Below are 18,799 nucleotides of genomic sequence, written 5' to 3' on the forward strand. Positions count from 1 at the left end.
TTGTACAGGTTCGCTAGCAGCGTCTATGGTTAAGCTGCCAGAGCGTCTGGCCCGGGAGCAGGGCCGCTTAGGAACAGGGAGGTGATCGTGACCAAGTCATTCAGTGAGGTGAAGGTTCTGGTGGTTGATGATCAGCCGCTGATCGTCGAACAGCTGTGTGAGTACCTTGAAAGTCAGGGCCATCATTGCGTGGCCGCCCATTCGACAGACGAAGCCATTGAGCGCTATGTGGCAGATGAAGCCATTGGACTGGTGCTGTGCGATCTGCACATGCCCGAGCGCGATGGCATTGAACTGATGCGCGAGCTGAAAGAAATTGCCGGGCGCCAGCGCGTGTTCGAAGCGATCATGCTCACCGGCCGCGCCGACAAGCAGGACGTGATTCGTGCGCTGCGCGAAGGCTTCGCGGATTACTACCAAAAACCCGTGGACCTCGACGAACTGCTCGAAGGCGTGCGTCGCCAGGAGCAGGTTTTGCTGGAGCGCAAATCCAACTTCCAGAACCTGGGCAGTCTCAACAAGCGGTTGCAAGACTTGGCTGGCTGCATCGACGAACTTTACCAGGACCTGGAAAAGGCTCGGGGCGAGGGCGTTCACCGCCGCGCCAGCGATGTCGAAGAGGGTGAGAGCGACCTGCCTGCCGCGTTCGAGAAGCTCTCACCACGCCAGCTGGAAGTGGCGCGGCTGGTGAGCAAAGGCAAGACCAACTACCAGATTGCCTGTGAACTCGGGATTACCGAAAACACCGTGAAACTTTATGTGTCGCAGGTGTTGCGGCTGACCCATATGCACAACCGCACGCAACTGGCACTGGCGCTGACACCCAGTTCGTCGCCGGTGCACCTGCGGTTCACCACCCATTGATTGAAGCTGCCTTCACAGGCCCTATCACCGGCAAACCGTCGATAGGGCCTAAAGCCGGTGGCTCAATCCAACTGATAGCTGACACTCAGCATCAGCCGCGGCCCACGGTTCAGGCTGTCCAGTGCCACATCCGCCAGCGGCTTGGCGACCTCCAGCGCCACATTGCCATACCGCGCGCCTGCCAGGCGCACGCCCAGCGCTACTGAACTGAGGTGCGCATCCTCGAAAGGCCCGCCGTTGTACCAGGCGTGCGCTGCATCGAGTACCGCATAGGGCTGCACCCGTTGCGACCAGGCACGGCCAGGCCTGATGCTGTAGTTGAGCTCGTAAGCCACACCCCAGCCCTTGTCACCCGCAGCCTGGTCGCTTGGGTAGCCGCGGCCGAAATGCTGCCCGCCAAACGCCGCCCGCTCACTCTCGGGCAGCCTGTCGTCACTCCAGTACACTGCGGCTGACACCACGCTCTGCCAGTTGTCAGACAGTTGGTCGCTCTGCAGCCCAGCGATTCGAAAGCGCAGAAAGTCCATGTCGTAGTCCGCATCGCTACGCGCCCCCAGATAGTCCATACCCTGGTAGACCCCGGCACTGGCGATACGCAGGCGACGGTGGTCAGCCTTGCGCCAATCGCCTTCGAATGACAGCGCGCGAACAGAGGAGTCGTACTCGGGTAAGCCGCCGGACCGATACTCGATGTGCTCCCCGACCGAATAGAAACGCCCGGCCACGTTCACCCATTCGTTCGGCGCAATCATCAGCGGCTGGCCGAGACCGACTGAATAACGCTCACTCTCGAGCCGCTGATCGATGTCGGCACCGTGCTCCAGGCGCACGCGTGTGCGCGGCTCGCTGCGGTACCGCGCTACGGCTAAAAGCAATTGGCTGCCCTGAGCGTCCAGAGGCTGGCTGTAATCCAGGCGCTGGTAATCAACGTGGTCGCCACCGGCCGACAGCAGAAAGCTCGCAGCCAGTTGCTCGGCGAAGCGCGTCTGGCCATTGCTGGCGAGTTTGAACAGCGCCTGCGGCCCTCCGCGGCTGCCGTCACTCAGGGTCACGCCAGCATCAACGGGTCTGTGCCATGCACGTACCCTCAGACGGTTTGCCTCTTCAGGGGCGCGCCCTACCACCACCTCCGCCTTCACATTGATACCCGGTATCCGCTGCGCCGCGCCGACATAGCGCTCGAGCGTCTCCTGGGTCAGTGGCCGCTCGGCCAGCAGGCGTGCTGTCATCTGCTTGAGGTGGAGCGCAGAAGGGCCGATATCACCCAGCAGCTCATATTCTTTGATGTACCCTTCCACCAGCACCACCTGCACACGGCCCTCGGCAAAGTCCTGAGGTGGCAGGTAGGCATACGACAGCGGGTAGCCATCATGCTGGTAACGCTGGGTCAGTCGCTCAGTGAATTGCTGCAGATCGCCCACGGATATCTGGTGCCCGATCAATGCTTGATAGTGCTCACGCAATTCACTCAGCGGGTAAACCGTACCGCCTTCAAAGCGCACCTTGTGCAGCACGAATCGGGCATCCGAGGGCACGCGGGTGGGGGCAGCGGGTAACACGACCTGCAGCGCCGGTGTCACGGGGCGATAGGTATCCACCGGCAGGTTGGCGGTCGGCAGACGGCGCTCGTATTCCTGGGTGTCGAGAAACGCCGGCAACGGCTCGGCGAGGGCCAGGCTGGCCCAGGTCAGCAGCAACGGGGGCACGACCGTAAGACGCATAGGACGCTCCACAATCCCTTGGGCGCCGGGGCGTCGGCCGGCCACACCCATCACCAGCAAGCGTAGGTGCTGCCCCGTTAAACGTCGAACGGTTACTCGCTGACCTGAAATGCCACCCGCGCAGTTTCACCGCTCTCATCGAGTGCGCTGAGTTCATTCTGCCCGGCCTGTTCGAAGCGTACCCGCATGCTGCCCTGCCCCTCGGTCTGGCCAAGGGGCTGGCCGTTGAGGAACCACCAGCGTCGCCCACCCCCACCCAGGGCCGAAACCTGCAGTTGCAATGGCTCGCGACTGGTGGCTGGGCGGCGCAGGTTGTCGCCTGGGCGTACACCGACGATCGATAGGGGCGGTGCTGTGGCAGGCACCTGCGGCGGGCAGCTTGGGTCCACGGCCGGCAACCGCGCCGCACGCCGCTCGACCCGCGCCAGCCAAGGCTCGAGCGGGGCTGGCCAAAGGGCTATATCGCGCGCGAGGGCACCCGGACAAGTGCCATCCACCCGCAGCCCCTGGGCGTTGACCCAGACCTGCTCATGCAAACCCAGCCCAAGCGGTTGATCGGCTGCCTGCAGGGTCGGCGGGATGGTGCCGTCCAGGGTCCAGGCGAAGCGCTGGCGCCTGCAGTTGGGGTCTTGCCGGCTCATTGGCTGGCCCAGCGGCCAGCAGATCGCGGCCACGCCAATGCTGGCAGGCACGTGCTCGACCGGCACGCCAAGGCCCCGCTGGCTATCGCGGTTGGTCAGCAGGTCGTGAATCTGCAGCATCAGCGGCGCTGCCGAGGCCAGGCCGAACTGGCCGGGTACTGGCGTGCCGTCGGGCCGGCCAATCCACACGCCAATCAGGTAACGCGGCCCCACGCCGATCGACCAGGCATCGCGAAAGCCATAGCTGGTACCGGTTTTCCAGGCCAACTGTGGGCGCTGCACCCACTGCGCGTGCGGATCACGGTCCGGTCGCGCCTGGCCGCTGAGAATCCGCCGGATGATCCACGCCGCCCCCGGCGACAGCAGGCGCCGCTCCAGCAGTGGGTCCTGCGGTTGCAAACGCACCCGCGCACTGTTGCCGCCCCGGGCCAATGCCGCATAACCACCCACCAGTTCCTCCAGGCGGCTGCCTGCGCCACCGAGGATCAACGACAGGTTAGGCTCGGCCAATGGCGGCAGCGCCAGCGGCATCCCGGCCATGCGCAGTTGCGCGGCAAAACGCTTGGGGCCGTACGCTTCGAGCAACTGCACCGCCGGCAGGTTCAGCGACAAGGCCAGCGCCGAACTGGCCGAGACCGGGCCGCTGAAACCCATCGAGAAGTTGCCAGGCCGGTAATCACCATAGCGGCGCGGCACATCCTGCAGCAGCGATTCGGAATGGATCAGGCCGTCGTCCAGGGCCATGCCATAGAGGAACGGCTTGAGGGTCGAGCCTGGTGAGCGCAAGGCGTGGACCATGTCGACGTGGCCGAAACGGCGCTCATCGGCAAGGTCGATCGAGCCCAGGTAGGCGCGCACGGCCATGCTGTGCGCATCCACCACCAGCACGGCTGCAGAAGTACGCTCGGGCAAGCGAGCACGCCAGCCCAGCAGCAGGTCTTCCAGGCGCCGTTGCAACGAGGCATCGAGCGTGGTGCGGATCAACGGCGGGCTACCGGGAGTGTTCAGCCGGCGCGCCAGTAGTGGTGCCAGGGCTGGCTCCTGACGCGGGGCCAACAACAACGCTTCTTCGGCCGCTTCCTTGATCTGCCAGGCGGGCCATACCTGATACTCGCCCAGGCGCTGCAGCACCTTGTCCCGGGCACGCTGGGCGCGTGCGGGGTGACGGTCCGGGCGCAACCGGCTGGGTGCCTGGGGCAATACCGCCAGCAGCGCCGCTTCGGCAGGTGTGAGGTGCATCGGCGACTTGCCGAGGTACGCCCAACTGGCCGCCGCCACGCCCTGCAATGTGCCGCCGAAGGGCGCCCGGTTGAGGTAGATCTGCAGAATGTCTTGCTTGGACAGGTGCCATTCCAGCTGCGCCGTACGCCACAGTTGCCGCAGCTTGCCAGCCAGCGTGCGGTCGTGAGGATCGAGTAGGCGCGCCACCTGCATCGACAGCGTGCTGCCACCTGAAACAACACGCCCACCGCGCACGTTCAGCCATGCCGCGCGCACCAGCGCCAGGGGGTTGACCCCTGGGTGGTGGAAGAACCAACGGTCCTCGTAGGTCAGCAGGGCCTGCAGGTACAAAGGCGAAACCTCTTGCGGGCTGACCGGGTAGCGCCACACGCCCTCGGCATCGGCGAAGCGCCACAAGGGCGTGCCGTCTTCGGCCAGCACCACCCGCGCCAGGTCATCTGCCGGCATGGGCAATGGCCAGATGCGGTCAGCCAACCACAACAGGCCGACCAGCCCCACCAACGCCACCACGCTGGCGCGCAGGATCCTTGCCGCGCGGTGGCGCGGCCGCGCTAAGCTAGGCATCGGGAACCGACCGGGCCAGGTGATGGCCAAAGGCTTGGGGACGGCAAACTCGCCGATTCGTACATCAGGAAGCAACTATGCATGTAGAAGGTTTTTTCGAGTGGCTTGGCCAGGCACTGGGTTCGTTGATCCGCTTCATCGTCGATGCGTTGAGCGGCTTGTTCAACCTGCTGGCCAATGCCGGGGGCAACTTCATCGATGGTCTTGCGCGCACTCTGGGCATGGACACCTCACTGATCAGCATTCTTGCCCTGATCGTCGGCCTGCTGCTGCTGTACTCGGCAATCCGTGCCTTCATGCGCGCCTCGATCATCCTCGGGATCATCTGGCTGGTGCTCGGGTTGTGGGTGATGAGCTGGGTCATTCGCTGAGCTGGAAGCTGCAAGCTGTAAGCTTCAAGCTGCAAGAAAAAGCCGGCACGACGCCGATCCGCTTTGCTTGTAGCTTGTAGCTTGTAGCTTGTAGCTTGTAGCTTGCAGCTTGTAGCTGCGCGTCAGCGCCCCCCAACCGTCAGGTCGCCTTGGCCGTCGCCAACCGCCTGGAGGTTCGGGCGGTACATGGACTCCACTTGCGGCGGCGGTATGCGGTAGGTGCCTGGGGTCACCGCTCGTGCCAGGTACAGCAAGTGAGTGGTGCCATAGCCGTCAAGCTTGAGCGCTGCCACGTACCGGTCATCACGGTACTCCTGGTGCACCACGCCGGCATTGAGCATCGACTCGCGCCACTGCTTCACTGCGCTGCTGGCATTGTTCAGGCTGGCAGCGCTCTGCGCCAGGTTCTGATTCTCCAGCTCAAGGCCCGCCGGCAACAGGTCGACCACCAGTGCATCTGGAACCCGCTCCGTGGCCTTGACCGCCAGATGCACCAGTACCAGGTCGCCACTGCGCAAATTGTGCAGGTCCAGCGGCTGGCCGTTCATCCCCAGGTATTCACGGCGGATCTGCATGCCGTTGCCGCCCGCGGCAGGTGCCTGGCGTGGATAGCCCGAGAGGGTCAGTTGCTGGTAGACCGTTTCGCTACCCTCGTTCTGCACACTCAGCGGCGAGGCCAACAGCGGGCCTTCGAGCTTCATGCCAGCGTCAGCATTGCTGAATTCCCGCACCTCGCCGGCACTGTCCAGGCGCGCCTTCCACGGGGTCTCGGGCTTATCGAGCAAACTACGGCCGGCCAGGTACAGCGCATTGCGCTCCTGCGTCGATAACCAACGGTTGGCTGCCAGCTCATCAGACAGCGCGAACAACCGCTGATCGACCTGGTTGCTGCCCAGACCACTCTCCTGCAGCAACGCCAGGATCAGTGCCTGGTCACGCAGGCTGCTGCCGTAATCGGCCATCCAGCCGTTGCTACGGCTGATACCCAGGCCCGCTTGCAGTGCTTGCTGCGAACGCGGCTTGTCGCCCATCTTGTCCAGCGCTACCGCCAGTTGCACCAGCGGCAGGCCAGAGCGCGCATCGGCGCGCCGTTCATACAGGCTGCGCAAGGCACCCAGCGGCGCCTGCTGGCTGCGCGAAAGTACCAGCGCAGCGTAGGCCTGCACGGCAAACCGGGTGTGTTCGGCGTTCTCGCTGTAGTCGACCTCGATCAGGTTACGCTCTTGCAGGTAGCGCAACAGGCGTTCATTGGCTTTCTTCAGCGCCTCGGCCGGCACGCCGTAGCCTTGGTCACGCGCCCTGAGCAGGAAGTCGGTGACATAGGCGCTCAACCAGTACTCCTCCTCGCCGTCCGAACTCCACAGGCCGAAGCTGCCGTTGTAACGCTGCATCCCTAGCAGGTGTTCGATGCCCATTTCGATCTTGCGCTTGCGCACCTCGGCCGGCTCGCCCTTGATCCCCAGGCGCTTGAGGCTCTGCGCATCGGCGTACAGCGAAGGGTACAGGCCGCTGGTGGTCTGCTCCAGGCAACCGTAGGGGTAGGCTTCAAGGGCACGGATCTGCTCGGCCAGGTTCAGTGGCGGGCGGCTCGACAGCGCCAGGCTGGCTTCCAGCCCGGCAGGTTCGAATGCTGCCAGGTCGGCTTCAGGCAGCGTCCAGGGCTGGTCCTTGAGGGCCACACGGTAATGCTTGAGCATGGCCGGATACGCCGGGCGTACGCCCAGCGTCCATTCACGTTCGAAGGTGTTTTGCGGCTCGCCCGGCAACTGCAGGCCATTGACCCGCACATGCACCTTGCCCTGGCCCAAGCCACCCTGCGCCTGCACCGGGATCATCAGGGTGGTGCGCTGGCCCTCGGCCAGGGCAACACGCTGCTGAGCGTCCCCTGTTAGGCTCACCTGCCCTTCGCTGCTGATATCGACAGTCAGCTGCTGGGCCAGGCCGGAAAGGTTGGCCAGGTCCAGCGCCAGGCTGGTGCGGTCGCCGCCGGCGAGGAAGCGCGGCGCCGAGAGTTCGGCAATCAGCGGGGCCGCCACCACGGTCTTGCCCTCGGCCATGCCGAAGTGGTCCTCGGTCCAAGCCTGGGCCATCAGGCGCAGTTCGCCATTGAAGTCGGGGATATACACGCTCGCCTCGCCCTCGCCCTGCTCGTTCAGGGCCACCGGTACGCTCTGCCGGGCAACGATGGTGACCGTCGTGTTGGGGCGCTTGCCACCCTTGGCCATGGCGGCGTCACCGCCGAAGGCCAGGCTGGCCAGGCGCCCCTGACCGGCTTCGATCAGTTGGCCATAGATGTCCAGCTGGTCGGCGCCGTAGGCCTTGCGGCCGAACAGGCTGGCGTAGGGGTCAGGGGTTTTGAAGTCGGTGATGTTGAGGATGCCCACATCTACCGCGGACAGCAGCACATGGGCCTGCTTGGGGATACTGCCATCGGCATTGGTGGCCTTGATCCTGACCTTCAGGGGTTGCTTGGGCCGCATTTTTTCCGCTGCCTGCAGGCTGACCGCCAGTTTGCGCTCGGCGCGGCCCAGCGGCAGGTGCAACACACCGATGGCGCGCTTGGGCGTGGCATTGGCCTTGCGCTCGCCGGGGCGGATCACCAGGGCACTGATGTACAGGTCGTGACGAGCCCACTGTTTGTCCAGTTGCACATCGAAGGTCTTGCCTTCGGCGGGCACATCGATCTCCTGCCACCACAGCGGGCCATCACTGGATTCGATCATCAGGTAGCCATTGCCGGCAGCTGGCGGGGTTACCGTGACCTTCGCAGTCGCGCCGTCAGCGTAAGCCGGCTGGTCCAGCGCCAGCTTGACCTGGTCGGGGCGCACTGCGCCGCCTTCGGCATTGTCCTGGGCGCGATATCCCGCCCAGAAGCGTTGGCTGGACACCAGGCCCGTCTCCGGGTCTTCCACTTCCACGCGGTAAGGGCCCCACTCGACCTGAAAGGTCAGCTTGGCGGTAGAGCCGGCTTGCACGTTCACCTGCTCCTCGCTCTGAGTGAGGAATTTTTCGTTGTAGTTGTAGCTCCAGCCGTCGCTTTGCGAGTAGTTCCAGTAGTAGTCCCGGCGCTCTCGAATCAGCCGTACCTTGAGGCCGCTGGCAGCGAGCTTGTTGCCGTCACGGTCGGCCACCAGGAACTCGAATTCCACCGGGCCGTCGCTGTCGGTTTCTTCACCCTCGAACACGCCACGCAGGCCAGGCAGGCGGTCGGCGGGCCAGATCGGTTGTTCGAGACGACGGGTGATCGGGCGGCCACCGGACTCCTGCAAGCTGGCCTGGACGGTCAACTGCAACGGCGAGCGCGCTTCGGCCCAGCGGCTTTCGATAGCGATCACGGCCTTGCCGGCCTGATCGAGGGTCACTTCATCCAGCTCCAGATCCTGGTTCAGCTCGGTTTCGGTAACCGAACCGAACTGGTACCCCGGCAAAGCAGGCACCGCTTCGCGCAGGGGGCGCACGTACGCCTGCCCGCTCAGCCGATTGCCCGCCGCCGGCGCGCCGTAGAGGTAACGGCCATTGACCTGGACCTGCGCCGTTTGCTCGGGCGAGAGCGGTGTGCCGCTGCCCTTCAGTTCAAGCGCCAGGCGTTCAGGGAGGAAGTCTTCGACGAGGAATTCATAGACCTGCTTGCGCCCCCCTCCCAAGTCGAGCATCAGTTGCCAACGACCGGTCGGCGCTTCTGTGGCCAGTTGCAACGGGTATTGATAAAGGCCACTGGCATCGGCTTCCCAGACAAACTTGCGGCTGACCTGCTCATCCGGGCGGCGCACCTCGACGCTGACCGGCTGGGCCTTCACCGGCTTGCCATCCTGGTCGCGCAACAGGCCGTTGAGCAGCACCGTCTCACCCGGGCGATACAGGTCGCGCGGGCCAAAGATGAAGAACTGCAGAGGGTTTGCCTGCGGGCCGGTGATGTCGAATTCAGCCAGGTCCAGCGCTGCAGTGTTCAGGCGTAGCAGTGTGGTATGCACACCCTGGGTCGCGATCAGGGTATCGGCCTTGGCCGTGAGCGGCAGTTGGGCATGGCCTTGGCCATCGGTCTTGGCCTGGGCCAGCAGTTTGCCCTTGTCGTCACGCAGCTCGAGGTTTACCTCCTTGAGCGCCTTGCCACCCTCCAGGGCTTGGGCAAACACGTCAAGACGGTCGCGATAGCGGTGGGCCGATACGCCGATGTCGCTGAGGGTGAACAACGTCGCCGGCTGCGAATAATCGTAGGTCCCTGACGCGCGCATCACTGCCAGGTACACGCCCGGCTCCTGCAGCGGCTTGATCCCGGCGATCGGCAGCAACACGGTCTCGCGGGTATTGCGCGCCGGGTTGAGGTCGAACCGGCCGCTGTAGACCAGGTCGGCCAGGGCCAGGGTTTCCTTGGACTGGTAGTAGTAGAGGCTGCTGTTGCGGCCCCAGTTGACCAGGAAGGTCGAGAGCATGTCCGGCTTGACCCGGAAAAACTCGACATTGACCTTGTCGACGTTCAGGGCAATCACCGGCAGGCCCTCGGCCAGCCGCGTCGGCAGCAGCGAACCACGGCTGGCGAAGCCGATGGTCGGTTGCATGTCGCGGGTTTCCAGACGGGTCACCGATTCGCCTTCTAGCTGCTTGCCGTTGACGGCGAGCAGGCCCTTGTCGACGGTCAGCACCAGTTTGCGCTGCGGCTCGAGGTGCCGCAGGCGCAGCTCCATGTGGTTGTCGGCAAGCTCCCAGGCACCGTCGACCTTGCCTTTGACGGTATCGACCAGATGCAGCTTGGCAGCGAAGTCCTGCTTGGCGTCCAGCGGCGCGGAAAAACTGACCGAGAGGGCACTGGCGCCGTCGAGCTGCACTTCCGAGACATCCAGCACGCTGAGCTCACGGCCCTCGTAGCGTTTGGCCAGTTCGGCAGTGTCCTCAGGCTTGGGCGCCGCAGATTCGGCTGGGGTGCTTGCCGCTGGTTTTTCGGTAGCGGCAGGTTCGTCTGGCGTGGAGGAATCACAGGCACTGAGCAGGGCCAGCGCGCAGGCCAGCAACAATCCTTTGTTGAACATGGAGTGGGGACTCTAAATAGGCAGCGTAGGCGTGAAGGCAGCAACTATAGCGCAACGGCAGGTGCCTGGCCGGTACAATGCGGCCTCTCGATCCAGAAGGGCACATAGCGGCCTGCTTTCTCAGGAACACAAATGTCGCAAATTGCCACCGACTGGCGCCACCGCCTCACCCACCGCAACGTCTGGGCCCTGGCCGCGCCGATGATCCTGTCCAACATCTCGGTGCCATTGGTAGCCTTGGTAGACAGCACGGTTATCGGTCACCTGCCCCACGCCCATCAGCTTGGCGCAGTGGCCGTAGGCGCCACGCTGTTCACCTTCATGGTCGGCCTGATGGGCTTCCTGCGCATGGGCTCCACCGGCTTCGCTGCCCAGGCCGCAGGGCGTGCCGATGGTGCTGCGTTGCGCCAGGTACTGGTGCAAGGCCTGCTGCTAGCGGTGGGCTTTGCCGTGCTCATCGGCCTGCTCGCCCTGCCCTTCAGCCAACTGGCGCTGCACGCGATGCAACCGAGCCAAGCCTTGCAGCAATCGACCGAGGCCTTCTTCCATACCCGCCTGCTCGGCCTGCCGGCGGCGCTGGCCAGCTACGCGCTGGTCGGCTGGTTCCTCGGCACACAGAATGCTCGCGCGCCGCTGGCCATCCTGCTGACCACCAACCTGCTGAACATCGCTCTCAACCTATGGTTCGTGCTTGGCCTGGAGTGGGGTGTGCTGGGGTCGGCGCGGGCGTCGGTGATCGCCGAGTGGGCGGCCGCACTGCTGGGCCTGGCCTTGACCCGCCCTGCCCTGCGCGCCTACCCCGGGCATATCGCCTGGGCGGCACTCAAGCGCTGGCAAGCCTGGCGGCCGCTGCTTTCCGTCAACCGCGATATCTTCCTACGCAGCCTGGCCCTGCAGCTGGTGTTCCTGCTGATCACTGTGCAAGGCGCCCGCTTGGGCGAAGCGACGGTGGCGGCAAACGCACTGCTGCTCAACGGCCTGCTGCTCACCGCCTACGCCCTGGACGGGCTGGCGCATGCCGTGGAGGCCCTGTGCGGCCATGCCATCGGTGCCCGCGATCGGGACACCCTGCGCCGCTCACTGGTCGTGGCCTGTGGATGGTCATTGATCACCAGCCTGGGGTTCGCCGTGCTGTTCCTGCTGGCCGGGCATGTGTTCATCGACCTGCAGACCGACATCGACAGCGTGCGCGCGGCGGCATACCCGTACCTGCCGTACCTGGCGGTACTGCCATTGGTTGCGGTGTGGAGCTACGTGCTGGACGGGCTGTTCATCGGTGCGACGCGGGCGCGGGAGATGCGCAATGCGATGCTGGTTTCGGTGCTGATGGCATTGCCGCTGGCGTGGGCCATGAGTGGGTTTGGCAACCACGGGTTGTGGTGGGCGTTTCTCGGGTTCATGGCGTTACGGGCGGTTACGCTGGGTTGGACGGGCTGGCGCCTGCAACGAAAAGGGCTGTGGATTCACTGATGCCAGGCTGCTCCTGCTGCGGTAGCAGGAGCAGCCTTGCCAATCACGACGACAAGTACGAAGACCGGGTCAGCCCCAGGCGCAGTGCATCGAGGAACTGGGTCCGCTCGCGCGCAGTGATCTTGGCGCTGGCCACCTTGTCGCGGTAGTGGGTCATCAACTCCTCCGGCGACAGGTGCACGTAGCGCAACATGTCTTCGATGGTGTCGTGGGTCTCGATACCGGCGTGGTACACGCTGCCGTCGGCGTTCTGGTAGATGTTCACCGAGTCGGTGTCACCGAACAGGTTGTGCATATCACCCAGGATTTCCTGGTAGGCACCGACCAGGAATACGCCCAGCAGGTAATCCTCACCGTCCTTGAGCGAGTGCACTGGCATGCTGGTCTCGATGCTCTGCTCGTCGACGTACTGGTTGATCTTGCCGTCGGAGTCGCAGGTCAGGTCCTGCAGCACGGCGCGGCGCAGCGGCTCTTCGTCCAGGCGGTGCAACGGGATGATCGGCAGGACCTGGCCAATGGCCCAGGTGTCCGGCAGGCTCTGGAATACCGAGAAGTTGCAGATGTACTTGTCGGCCAGCTTGTCGTTCAGTTCATCCAGCACCTGGCGGTGCGAGCGCTGGCGGGCCTTCAGCGAGTTGTGCAGGCGGCGGCACACAGCAAAGTAGCACTGTTCGGCCAAGGCCTTCTCGCTCAGGCTGATCTTGCCATCGGCGTACTGCGCCGCCACGTCACCCATGTAGTGCGTAGCGCGCCAGTAGGTCTCGGTGACCATCTCGATGTCGGTCGGGCCGAGCAGGTCGGCCAGCCACTGCACGGTCTCGGGCAGGCTTTCCTTGTTTTCGATGGTCGGCACGTCGTCGTTGTGTTTCTCGACGTCGGTCACCTGGATCACCAGCATGGCGTGGTGCGCAGTCAGCGAGCGACCACTCTCGGAGAAGATGTGCGGATGCGGCAGGCCTTGCGCGTCACAGAACTCCTTGAGCATGCCCACCACCACGCCGGCATAGTCGTCCATGTCGTAGTTGATCGAGCTGGCGTTGCGCGAGTGGGTACCGTCGTAGTCCACACCCAGGCCACCACCTACGTCGATATGGTCGACCGGCAGCCCCAGGGCACGGAGCTCGCCGTAGTAGCGGATGGCCTCCTTGAAGCCGTGCTGGTAGTCGGCCAGGTTGGCGATCTGCGAGCCCATGTGGAAGTGCAGCAGACGGATGCCCTGGTCCAGCCCGGCATCGCGGAAGCGCTGCACGACCGAAATCAGCTGGGCAGCAGAAAGGCCGAACTTGGACTTCTCGCCACCGGTGTCTGCCCACTTGCTCGAAGCCAGCGACGACAAGCGAACGCGCAGCCCAACCTGCGGCTTGACCTTGAGCTCGGCGGCCTCTTCGATCACCAGCGCCACCTCGGACTCTTTCTCGATGACGATGAACACGTTGTGGCCGAGCTTTTGCCCCATCAGCGCCAGGCGGATGAACTCACGGTCCTTGTAGCCATTGCAGACGATGGTGCCGCCCTTCGGTGCCAGCGCAAGCACCGCCAGCAGCTCAGGCTTGGAGCCCGCTTCCAGGCCGATGGAAACGTTCTGCGTGGCGATGATGTTCTCTACCACCGCTTCCTGCTGGTTGACCTTGATCGGATACAGCGCGGTGTACTGGCTCTGGTATTCGAGGCGCGCGATGTTGGCGTCGAAGGCACCGGTCAGCTGGCGCACGCGGTCCTGCAGAATATCGGGGAAGCGCACCAACAGCGGCAGCGACAACCCGCTCTGGCGCAGCTCATCGACCTGCTCGAACAGGTCGATCGGCGCGCTTTGAGGGCCGTTGGGGCGCACTTCGACGCGCCCGGCTTCATTGATGGCGAAATAACCAGCGCCCCAATGGCGGATGCCATAAACACTGCGGCTGTCGGCCACGGTCCATTGGCTACCATCGTCTTTGCGTGTGCGTCGTACGGACATTCAAGTCCCCTATAAAGTCGAAGACACTGCCCCACATGGTGGCGGGCGCAGTGTAAAAGCTGGAAATGACGATTCATCCGTGCCCAGGAATAGACCCTGGTCGCGGGAACGAGTTTAGAAAGCGCTGGGCAAAAAGTCGCGGGATGGCCTCAGCCCCCGGACTTTTTCGCCTTGAAACCCTGTTTGGTCAGCTCGCCGATCAACAGCTCGACATGGTCGCCCTGGATCTCGATAACCCCGTCTTTCAGGGCGCCGCCGGTACCGCAGCGGCGCTTGAGCGTGGTGGCCAGCGCTTTGAGCTGGTCTGGCGGCAGCGGTACACCGGTGACGGTGGTCACGGTCTTGCCGCCACGACCTTTGCTCTCACGGCGAACACGGGCGATGCCGTCGCCTTCGGGGAGGGCTTGCTGCTTGCAGATGCAGGCATCCACCGGCTGGCTGCAGTCGGGGCAGTGCCGACCGGCGTCGGTGGAGAACACGAGACCGCCAAGGGCGGAAAAGGAAGAAGCTTTCTTGGCCACTTTTGTTCCTCTGTGCTGAGGACAAAAACTGGTCGGCAGGTGCCGACCGCGAAGCCCCACTCTGGCAGGGGCGGCGCTACTGCCGCAAGACCTGCGGCAGCCCGAAAAGGGCGCGCAGTGTAACGATAAAACAGGCAATTGCTAAGTACTGGAATGCGCCATTATGCGAATGTTTTGCGACTTCGCCGCCTGTCGGCGCCTGGGTTGATGCAAACTGGCGCGTCTTACCCAGGAGACAGGCCCATGACGACACCCCAAATTGGTACGTTCATCGCCAACTGGCACGAGCTGGGCGTAGCCGTGCCCACCCCATGGGGCGTGACCCAGGCGTGTGAAAGCCAGGTCCTTTCCCTGATGACGCGCCTCGACGCAGGGTATCGGCGCCAGGGTGATCATGCCATTCATCACACCGCCGTCGTCGAGCCCGGGGCAGTGCTGAAGGGGGCGATCATCATTGGCCCCGGGGCCTTCGTGGCTGCGGGTGCCTACCTGCGAGGGGGCGTCTACATCGCCAGCAACTGCATCGTCGGGCCAAGCTGCGAGGTGAAAAGCAGCTTCATGCTCGATTCGAGCAAGTTGGCCCATTTCAACTTCGTCGGCGACTCGCTGATCGGGGCCAACGTCAATATCGAAGCCGGGGCGATCATCGCCAACTACCGCAATGAACTGGAGGGGGCCGTCATCAGGATTCGCCACGCACAGGCGACCCTCGACACCGGGGTGCGCAAGTTTGGCGCCTTGATAGGCGATGGTTGCAGGATAGGTGCGAACGCGGTCATCGCCCCTGGCGCAGTGCTCGAGCCCGGTACCCGCGTGCCGCGCCTGGGGCTGATCGACCAGTTCGCCTACGACTGAGCAGCCTTGTAGCGCGCCAGCGCTGCCAAGGAGTCAGGGCAGTAAGGGTAGATATGCTGATCTTCTTCGACCTGTGCGAGGCTGACGAAACGCGCTTCGCTCACCTCCTCCGGCTGCAGCCGCAAAGGCGCATCGGACACCGCCGAATACACCGCGCACCACAGGTGGTTATCCGGCTGGTCGAAATAGAACCGCTCGTGAAATTGCAGCGCCACGCCTTCGATACCCAGTTCCTCGGCCAGCTCGCGGGCTGCCGAGACGGCATACGACTCGCCTGCGGCCACCATGCCGCCTGCTGCCACATCCCAGTAACCTGGGTATAGCGCCTTGCTCAAGGTACGCCGGTGTACGCAGAGTTGCCCTGCGCTGTTGAACAGCAGAATGAAGGTACACCGGCCGATCAGGCCCCGTTCACGCAGCTCGGCCCTTGGCAGCGCCCCAAGCACCTGGTCGGCTTCGTCCACCCAGGCAACCAGCTCTCGGTCGGAGGCCGCCCGGTGGGCGGCCTCTTTGGGGCTGATGGCCATATTCAACCCTGCGACAGCAGCTGGCGCAGATCGATGACCGCAGCGTTGGCCCGCGAAATGTAGTTGGCCATGACCAGCGAGTGGTTGGCCCACATGCCAAAACCACTGCCATTGAGCACCATCGGACTCCACAACGCCTCTTGCGAGGCCTCCAATTCACGGATGATCTGGCGCACGCTGACGGTGGCATTCTTCTTCGCCAATACGTCGGCGAAGTCCACCTCGATGGCTCGCAGCAGGTGCGACAGCGCCCAGGCTTGGCCACGGGCCTCGTAGAACACGTTGTCGATCTGCAGCCATGGGGTCTCCACCACCTCCTCGTCCACCTGCGGCGCCTGGCCGGCAACCACCGACTCGGTCTTCAGCGTGGTGTTGAGCTTGACCCGGCCAACGCTGGCCGACAGGCGCTGCGACAGCGAGCCCAGGCGCGTGGCGACATCGCCCAGCCAGTTGTTCAGGTTGTCGGCACGGGTGTAGAAGATCGCGCCCTTGTCGCCTGCAGCCAGGCGAGCCTGATAGCGGGCAAGCGATTTGATGCCCTCTTCGAACTCCGACTCGCTGGACGGCAGGATCCAGCTCTTGTTATCGAAGTTGAAACGCGGCTCGGCCTTGGCCAGGTCCGCATCCTCGGTAGATTGCGACTGCGAGCGTGCGAAGTCTTTGCGCAAAGCGCGGGACAGGTCACGCACCTGGACCAGCACGCCGTATTCCCAGCTCGGCATGTTGTCCATCCACAACCCCGGCGGGAAGCGATCGTTGGAAATGTAGCCGCCCGGTTTGTTCAGCAGGGTTTCGGCCACAGTCTTGAGCGTTTCGATGGTGGTGTAACCAATCACCATCTGCTGGCCATTGCGCTCAGCTGCTGCCTGAGCGGTCTGCTGCACCGGGAACAGCTCCGGTTCCTGGCTCCAGTACCAGCCCAAGCCGATGCAGACCAGCAGGTACAACCCGATCAGGGTTACCAGGGCTCGGCTCCAGAGGCCACCCAAATAGCCACGGGCGGCAGCACCGCGGCCATCGACACGCTCACGGGGCTCGGCCTTGGCCTCGCGGTTTTTCCAGTCCAGCATGGCTTTGTCCTTATCAGTCACGACGGTTCAGGGCTTTTGACCACAGGCCAGTGCCAGGGTGCCACGGCAAGCCCATGTTGCTGCACTATAAAGCAGACACCACCGTACGCATAAGCGACCAATCAGTCAGTAACTGAATATTCGTCATCAACGCTTTGTTGATCCACCGCACTCGCATGGGTGAAAAGAACTGCTAGCATAGAGCCATCATCGCACCTGCACATCCCACTAATAAGTAGTCAGGACATGACCCAAGCCGCGGAGCCGAGCCAAGAGCGCCTCAAGCAGGAGCTCGATCAACTGCTGCAACGCCTGTCGCGCACAGGTTTGCGCAAGGGCGACCAACTTGACCAGTTGACCCTGCCACCTGCCCGCAGGCCGGTGTATCTGCTGCTGCGCGACCATGAGCGCGCCGAGCGTCTGGCCCAGCAGCTGGAGTTCTTCGGCCTGAGCGTGCAACCGCTGTTCAGCGTCGACGCGTTGCTGGCCTCTGTGGCAGAGCTGGGGCCATCTGCCATCGTGATGGATGTCGACTTCAGCGGGCCGGGTTGCGGCATGCAACTGGCGGCGCAGGTGCAGTCGGGGCTGGAGCAGCCGATCCCGCTGTTGTTCTTCAGCCTGAACGAAGCGGACACGCCAACGCGCCTGGCCGCCGTGCGCGCAGGTGGCCAAGCGTTTCTCACCGGCACACTGGAGGCCTCCAGCCTGCTTGAGAAGCTTGAGATCATGACCAGCACCGCGCCGCTTGAACCACTGCGCGTGCTGATCATCGACGACTCACGCACCCAGGCGCTGCACACCGAACGCGTGCTGGGCAGCGCCGGCATGATCACCCGCAGCCTGACCGACCCGATCCGCGCCATGGCCGAGCTGGCTGATTTTCAGCCCGACCTGATCATTCTCGACCTCTACATGCCCGCCTGCTCCGGCCCGGAACTGGCCAAGGTGATCCGCCACAACGACCGCTACGTCAGCGTACCGATCATCTACCTGTCCGCCGAGGACGACCTGGACAAACAGCTCGATGCCATGAGCGAGGGCGGCGACGACTTTTTGACCAAGCCGATCCGCTCACGCCACCTGATCACCACCGTGCGCAACCGCGCTGCGCGTGCGCGCCACCTCAAGTCGCGCATGGTCCGCGACAGCCTTACCGGCCTGTACAACCACACGCACATCCTGCAACTGCTGGAGGACTGTAGCTTTCGCGCCCGTCGCGAGGGCCAGCCGCTGAGCTTTGCCATGCTCGACATCGACCACTTCAAGAAGATCAACGACCGCCATGGCCACCCCATGGGCGACCGGGTGATCAAGAGCCTGGCGCTTTTTCTCAAGCAACGGCTGCGCAAGACCGACTTCATCGGCCGCTATGGCGGCGAAGAATTCGCCATCGTCATGCCCAACACCGCATTGGATGCCGCCCACAAGGTGCTGGATGAGATTCGCCGACGCTTCGCCGAAATTCTCTACCCCGCGCAGCCCTGCGACCTGCAGTGCACCTTCAGTGCCGGGATCGTGCAACTGGACGATGAGCTCGATGCATTGAGCATGGCCAGCACCGCAGATGAGGCGCTGTATCGGGCCAAGCATGCCGGGCGCAACTGTGTAGTCCGGGTCGAGCCCTGAGCGGCCGACCCGCGCCAACAAGATAGCCTTGAGCCATCATCGTCATCACCGCGTCACAAAATAGCAATAACTTCAGGCACCTACCTCCCCACCCCCGCAGGAAGTTAGCGGCTATGCGCCTGAAGTGGCTGACCAATTTCAACACCCTGTTACTGGTGACCGTGTGTATCGCGCTGGGTGCAACCCTGTGGTGGTCGCAGCGTGCCCTGGAGCGCCCCTATCAATTGATGGAACGCTATCTGGGCCTGTCGCAGCAGTTCCAGAACCAGGCCGCGCGCAACATCCAGGCCTATCTGGGCAGCGGCGACGCCCTACGCCATGCGGCGGCGCTGGAGGCCAACCAACA

At 63.9% G+C, this 18,799-nt stretch carries 12 protein-coding genes; 5 read left to right on the forward strand and 7 right to left on the reverse strand.

The features are described 5' to 3' along the window. The first annotated feature begins 81 nt into the window (after nt 1-81). Complete coding sequence (locus tag ABRP30_RS24685) at nt 82-864, forward strand: response regulator transcription factor (RefSeq protein ID WP_372490362.1); 783 nt, start codon at nt 82-84, stop codon at nt 862-864. A gap of 62 nt (nt 865-926) precedes the next feature. Here ABRP30_RS24685 and ABRP30_RS24690 read toward each other — a convergent pair whose 3' ends face one another. Together ABRP30_RS24690 and pbpC are read right to left on the reverse strand one after the other, a co-directional pair. Then, a complete protein-coding gene (locus tag ABRP30_RS24690; RefSeq protein ID WP_349976251.1) occupies nt 927-2,585 on the reverse strand; it encodes a POTRA domain-containing protein in 1,659 nt (552 codons plus the stop codon). Between the two features lie 92 nt (nt 2,586-2,677). Beyond that, nucleotides 2,678-5,032 carry a peptidoglycan glycosyltransferase PbpC gene (pbpC, locus tag ABRP30_RS24695; protein WP_349976252.1) on the reverse strand — a complete coding sequence of 785 codons (2,355 nt, stop codon included), beginning with the start codon at nt 5,030-5,032 and terminating at the stop codon, nt 2,678-2,680. A gap of 77 nt (nt 5,033-5,109) precedes the next feature. On the opposite strand from pbpC, the gene ABRP30_RS24700 reads away from it, so the two are divergent. Beyond that, a complete protein-coding gene (locus ABRP30_RS24700) occupies nt 5,110-5,403 on the forward strand; it encodes a hypothetical protein (RefSeq protein ID WP_241806171.1) in 294 nt (97 codons plus the stop codon). A gap of 122 nt (nt 5,404-5,525) precedes the next feature. Here ABRP30_RS24700 and ABRP30_RS24705 read toward each other — a convergent pair whose 3' ends face one another. Then, nucleotides 5,526-10,427 (reverse strand): alpha-2-macroglobulin, encoded by a 4,902-nt coding sequence (locus ABRP30_RS24705; RefSeq protein WP_349976253.1) that lies wholly within the window; start codon nt 10,425-10,427, stop codon nt 5,526-5,528. A 132-nt stretch (nt 10,428-10,559) separates the two neighbouring features. Between ABRP30_RS24705 and ABRP30_RS24710 the strand changes: the two genes are divergently transcribed. After that, nucleotides 10,560-11,897 carry an MATE family efflux transporter gene (locus ABRP30_RS24710; protein ID WP_349976254.1) on the forward strand — a complete coding sequence of 446 codons (1,338 nt, stop codon included), beginning with the start codon at nt 10,560-10,562 and terminating at the stop codon, nt 11,895-11,897. Between the two features lie 43 nt (nt 11,898-11,940). Here ABRP30_RS24710 and speA read toward each other — a convergent pair whose 3' ends face one another. Together speA and ABRP30_RS24720 are read right to left on the reverse strand one after the other, a co-directional pair. Continuing rightward, nucleotides 11,941-13,854: an arginine decarboxylase gene (gene speA, locus ABRP30_RS24715; protein ID WP_267818991.1), complete on the reverse strand. Its 1,914-nt coding sequence runs from the start codon at nt 13,852-13,854 to the stop codon at nt 11,941-11,943. A 149-nt stretch (nt 13,855-14,003) separates the two neighbouring features. Then, complete coding sequence (locus ABRP30_RS24720; protein WP_349976255.1) at nt 14,004-14,375, reverse strand: translation initiation factor Sui1; 372 nt, start codon at nt 14,373-14,375, stop codon at nt 14,004-14,006. A gap of 243 nt (nt 14,376-14,618) precedes the next feature. On the opposite strand from ABRP30_RS24720, the gene ABRP30_RS24725 reads away from it, so the two are divergent. Then, entirely contained in the window at nt 14,619-15,230 is a 612-nt protein-coding gene (locus ABRP30_RS24725; RefSeq protein ID WP_349976256.1) for a transferase, read from the forward strand. On the opposite strand, the gene ABRP30_RS24730 is transcribed toward ABRP30_RS24725, so the two are convergent. Together ABRP30_RS24730 and ABRP30_RS24735 are read right to left on the reverse strand one after the other, a co-directional pair. After that, entirely contained in the window at nt 15,221-15,757 is a 537-nt protein-coding gene (locus ABRP30_RS24730; RefSeq protein ID WP_349976257.1) for an NUDIX hydrolase, read from the reverse strand. The two genes, ABRP30_RS24725 and ABRP30_RS24730, sit on opposite strands and share 10 nt — an antisense overlap. A gap of 2 nt (nt 15,758-15,759) precedes the next feature. Beyond that, nucleotides 15,760-16,827, reverse strand: a complete 1,068-nt coding sequence (locus ABRP30_RS24735) for a DUF2333 family protein (protein ID WP_267818996.1) — start codon at nt 16,825-16,827, stop codon at nt 15,760-15,762. Between the two features lie 246 nt (nt 16,828-17,073). On the opposite strand from ABRP30_RS24735, the gene ABRP30_RS24740 reads away from it, so the two are divergent. Next, a complete protein-coding gene (locus tag ABRP30_RS24740) occupies nt 17,074-18,453 on the forward strand; it encodes a diguanylate cyclase (protein ID WP_267818998.1) in 1,380 nt (459 codons plus the stop codon). Nucleotides 18,454-18,799: the final 346 nt, after the last annotated feature.

This window comes from Pseudomonas sp. WHRI 8519 (assembly GCF_040224055.2).
In the GTDB taxonomy this organism is placed as follows: Bacteria; Pseudomonadota; Gammaproteobacteria; order Pseudomonadales; family Pseudomonadaceae; genus Aquipseudomonas; species Aquipseudomonas putida_X.

Excerpts from the sequence above, each read along its gene's own strand:
- ABRP30_RS24690 (WP_349976251.1), bottom strand. The coding sequence starts at position 2,585 with ATGCGTCTTACGGTCGTGCCCCCGTTGCTGCTGACCTGGGCCAGCCTG.
- pbpC (WP_349976252.1), bottom strand. The coding sequence starts at position 5,032 with ATGCCTAGCTTAGCGCGGCCGCGCCACCGCGCGGCAAGGATCCTGCGC.
- ABRP30_RS24700 (WP_241806171.1), top strand. The coding sequence starts at position 5,110 with ATGCATGTAGAAGGTTTTTTCGAGTGGCTTGGCCAGGCACTGGGTTCG.
- ABRP30_RS24705 (WP_349976253.1), bottom strand. The coding sequence starts at position 10,427 with ATGTTCAACAAAGGATTGTTGCTGGCCTGCGCGCTGGCCCTGCTCAGT.
- ABRP30_RS24710 (WP_349976254.1), top strand. The coding sequence starts at position 10,560 with ATGTCGCAAATTGCCACCGACTGGCGCCACCGCCTCACCCACCGCAAC.
- speA (WP_267818991.1), bottom strand. The coding sequence starts at position 13,854 with ATGTCCGTACGACGCACACGCAAAGACGATGGTAGCCAATGGACCGTG.
- ABRP30_RS24725 (WP_349976256.1), top strand. The coding sequence starts at position 14,619 with ATGACGACACCCCAAATTGGTACGTTCATCGCCAACTGGCACGAGCTG.
- ABRP30_RS24730 (WP_349976257.1), bottom strand. The coding sequence starts at position 15,757 with ATGGCCATCAGCCCCAAAGAGGCCGCCCACCGGGCGGCCTCCGACCGA.
- ABRP30_RS24735 (WP_267818996.1), bottom strand. The coding sequence starts at position 16,827 with ATGCTGGACTGGAAAAACCGCGAGGCCAAGGCCGAGCCCCGTGAGCGT.
- ABRP30_RS24740 (WP_267818998.1), top strand. The coding sequence starts at position 17,074 with ATGACCCAAGCCGCGGAGCCGAGCCAAGAGCGCCTCAAGCAGGAGCTC.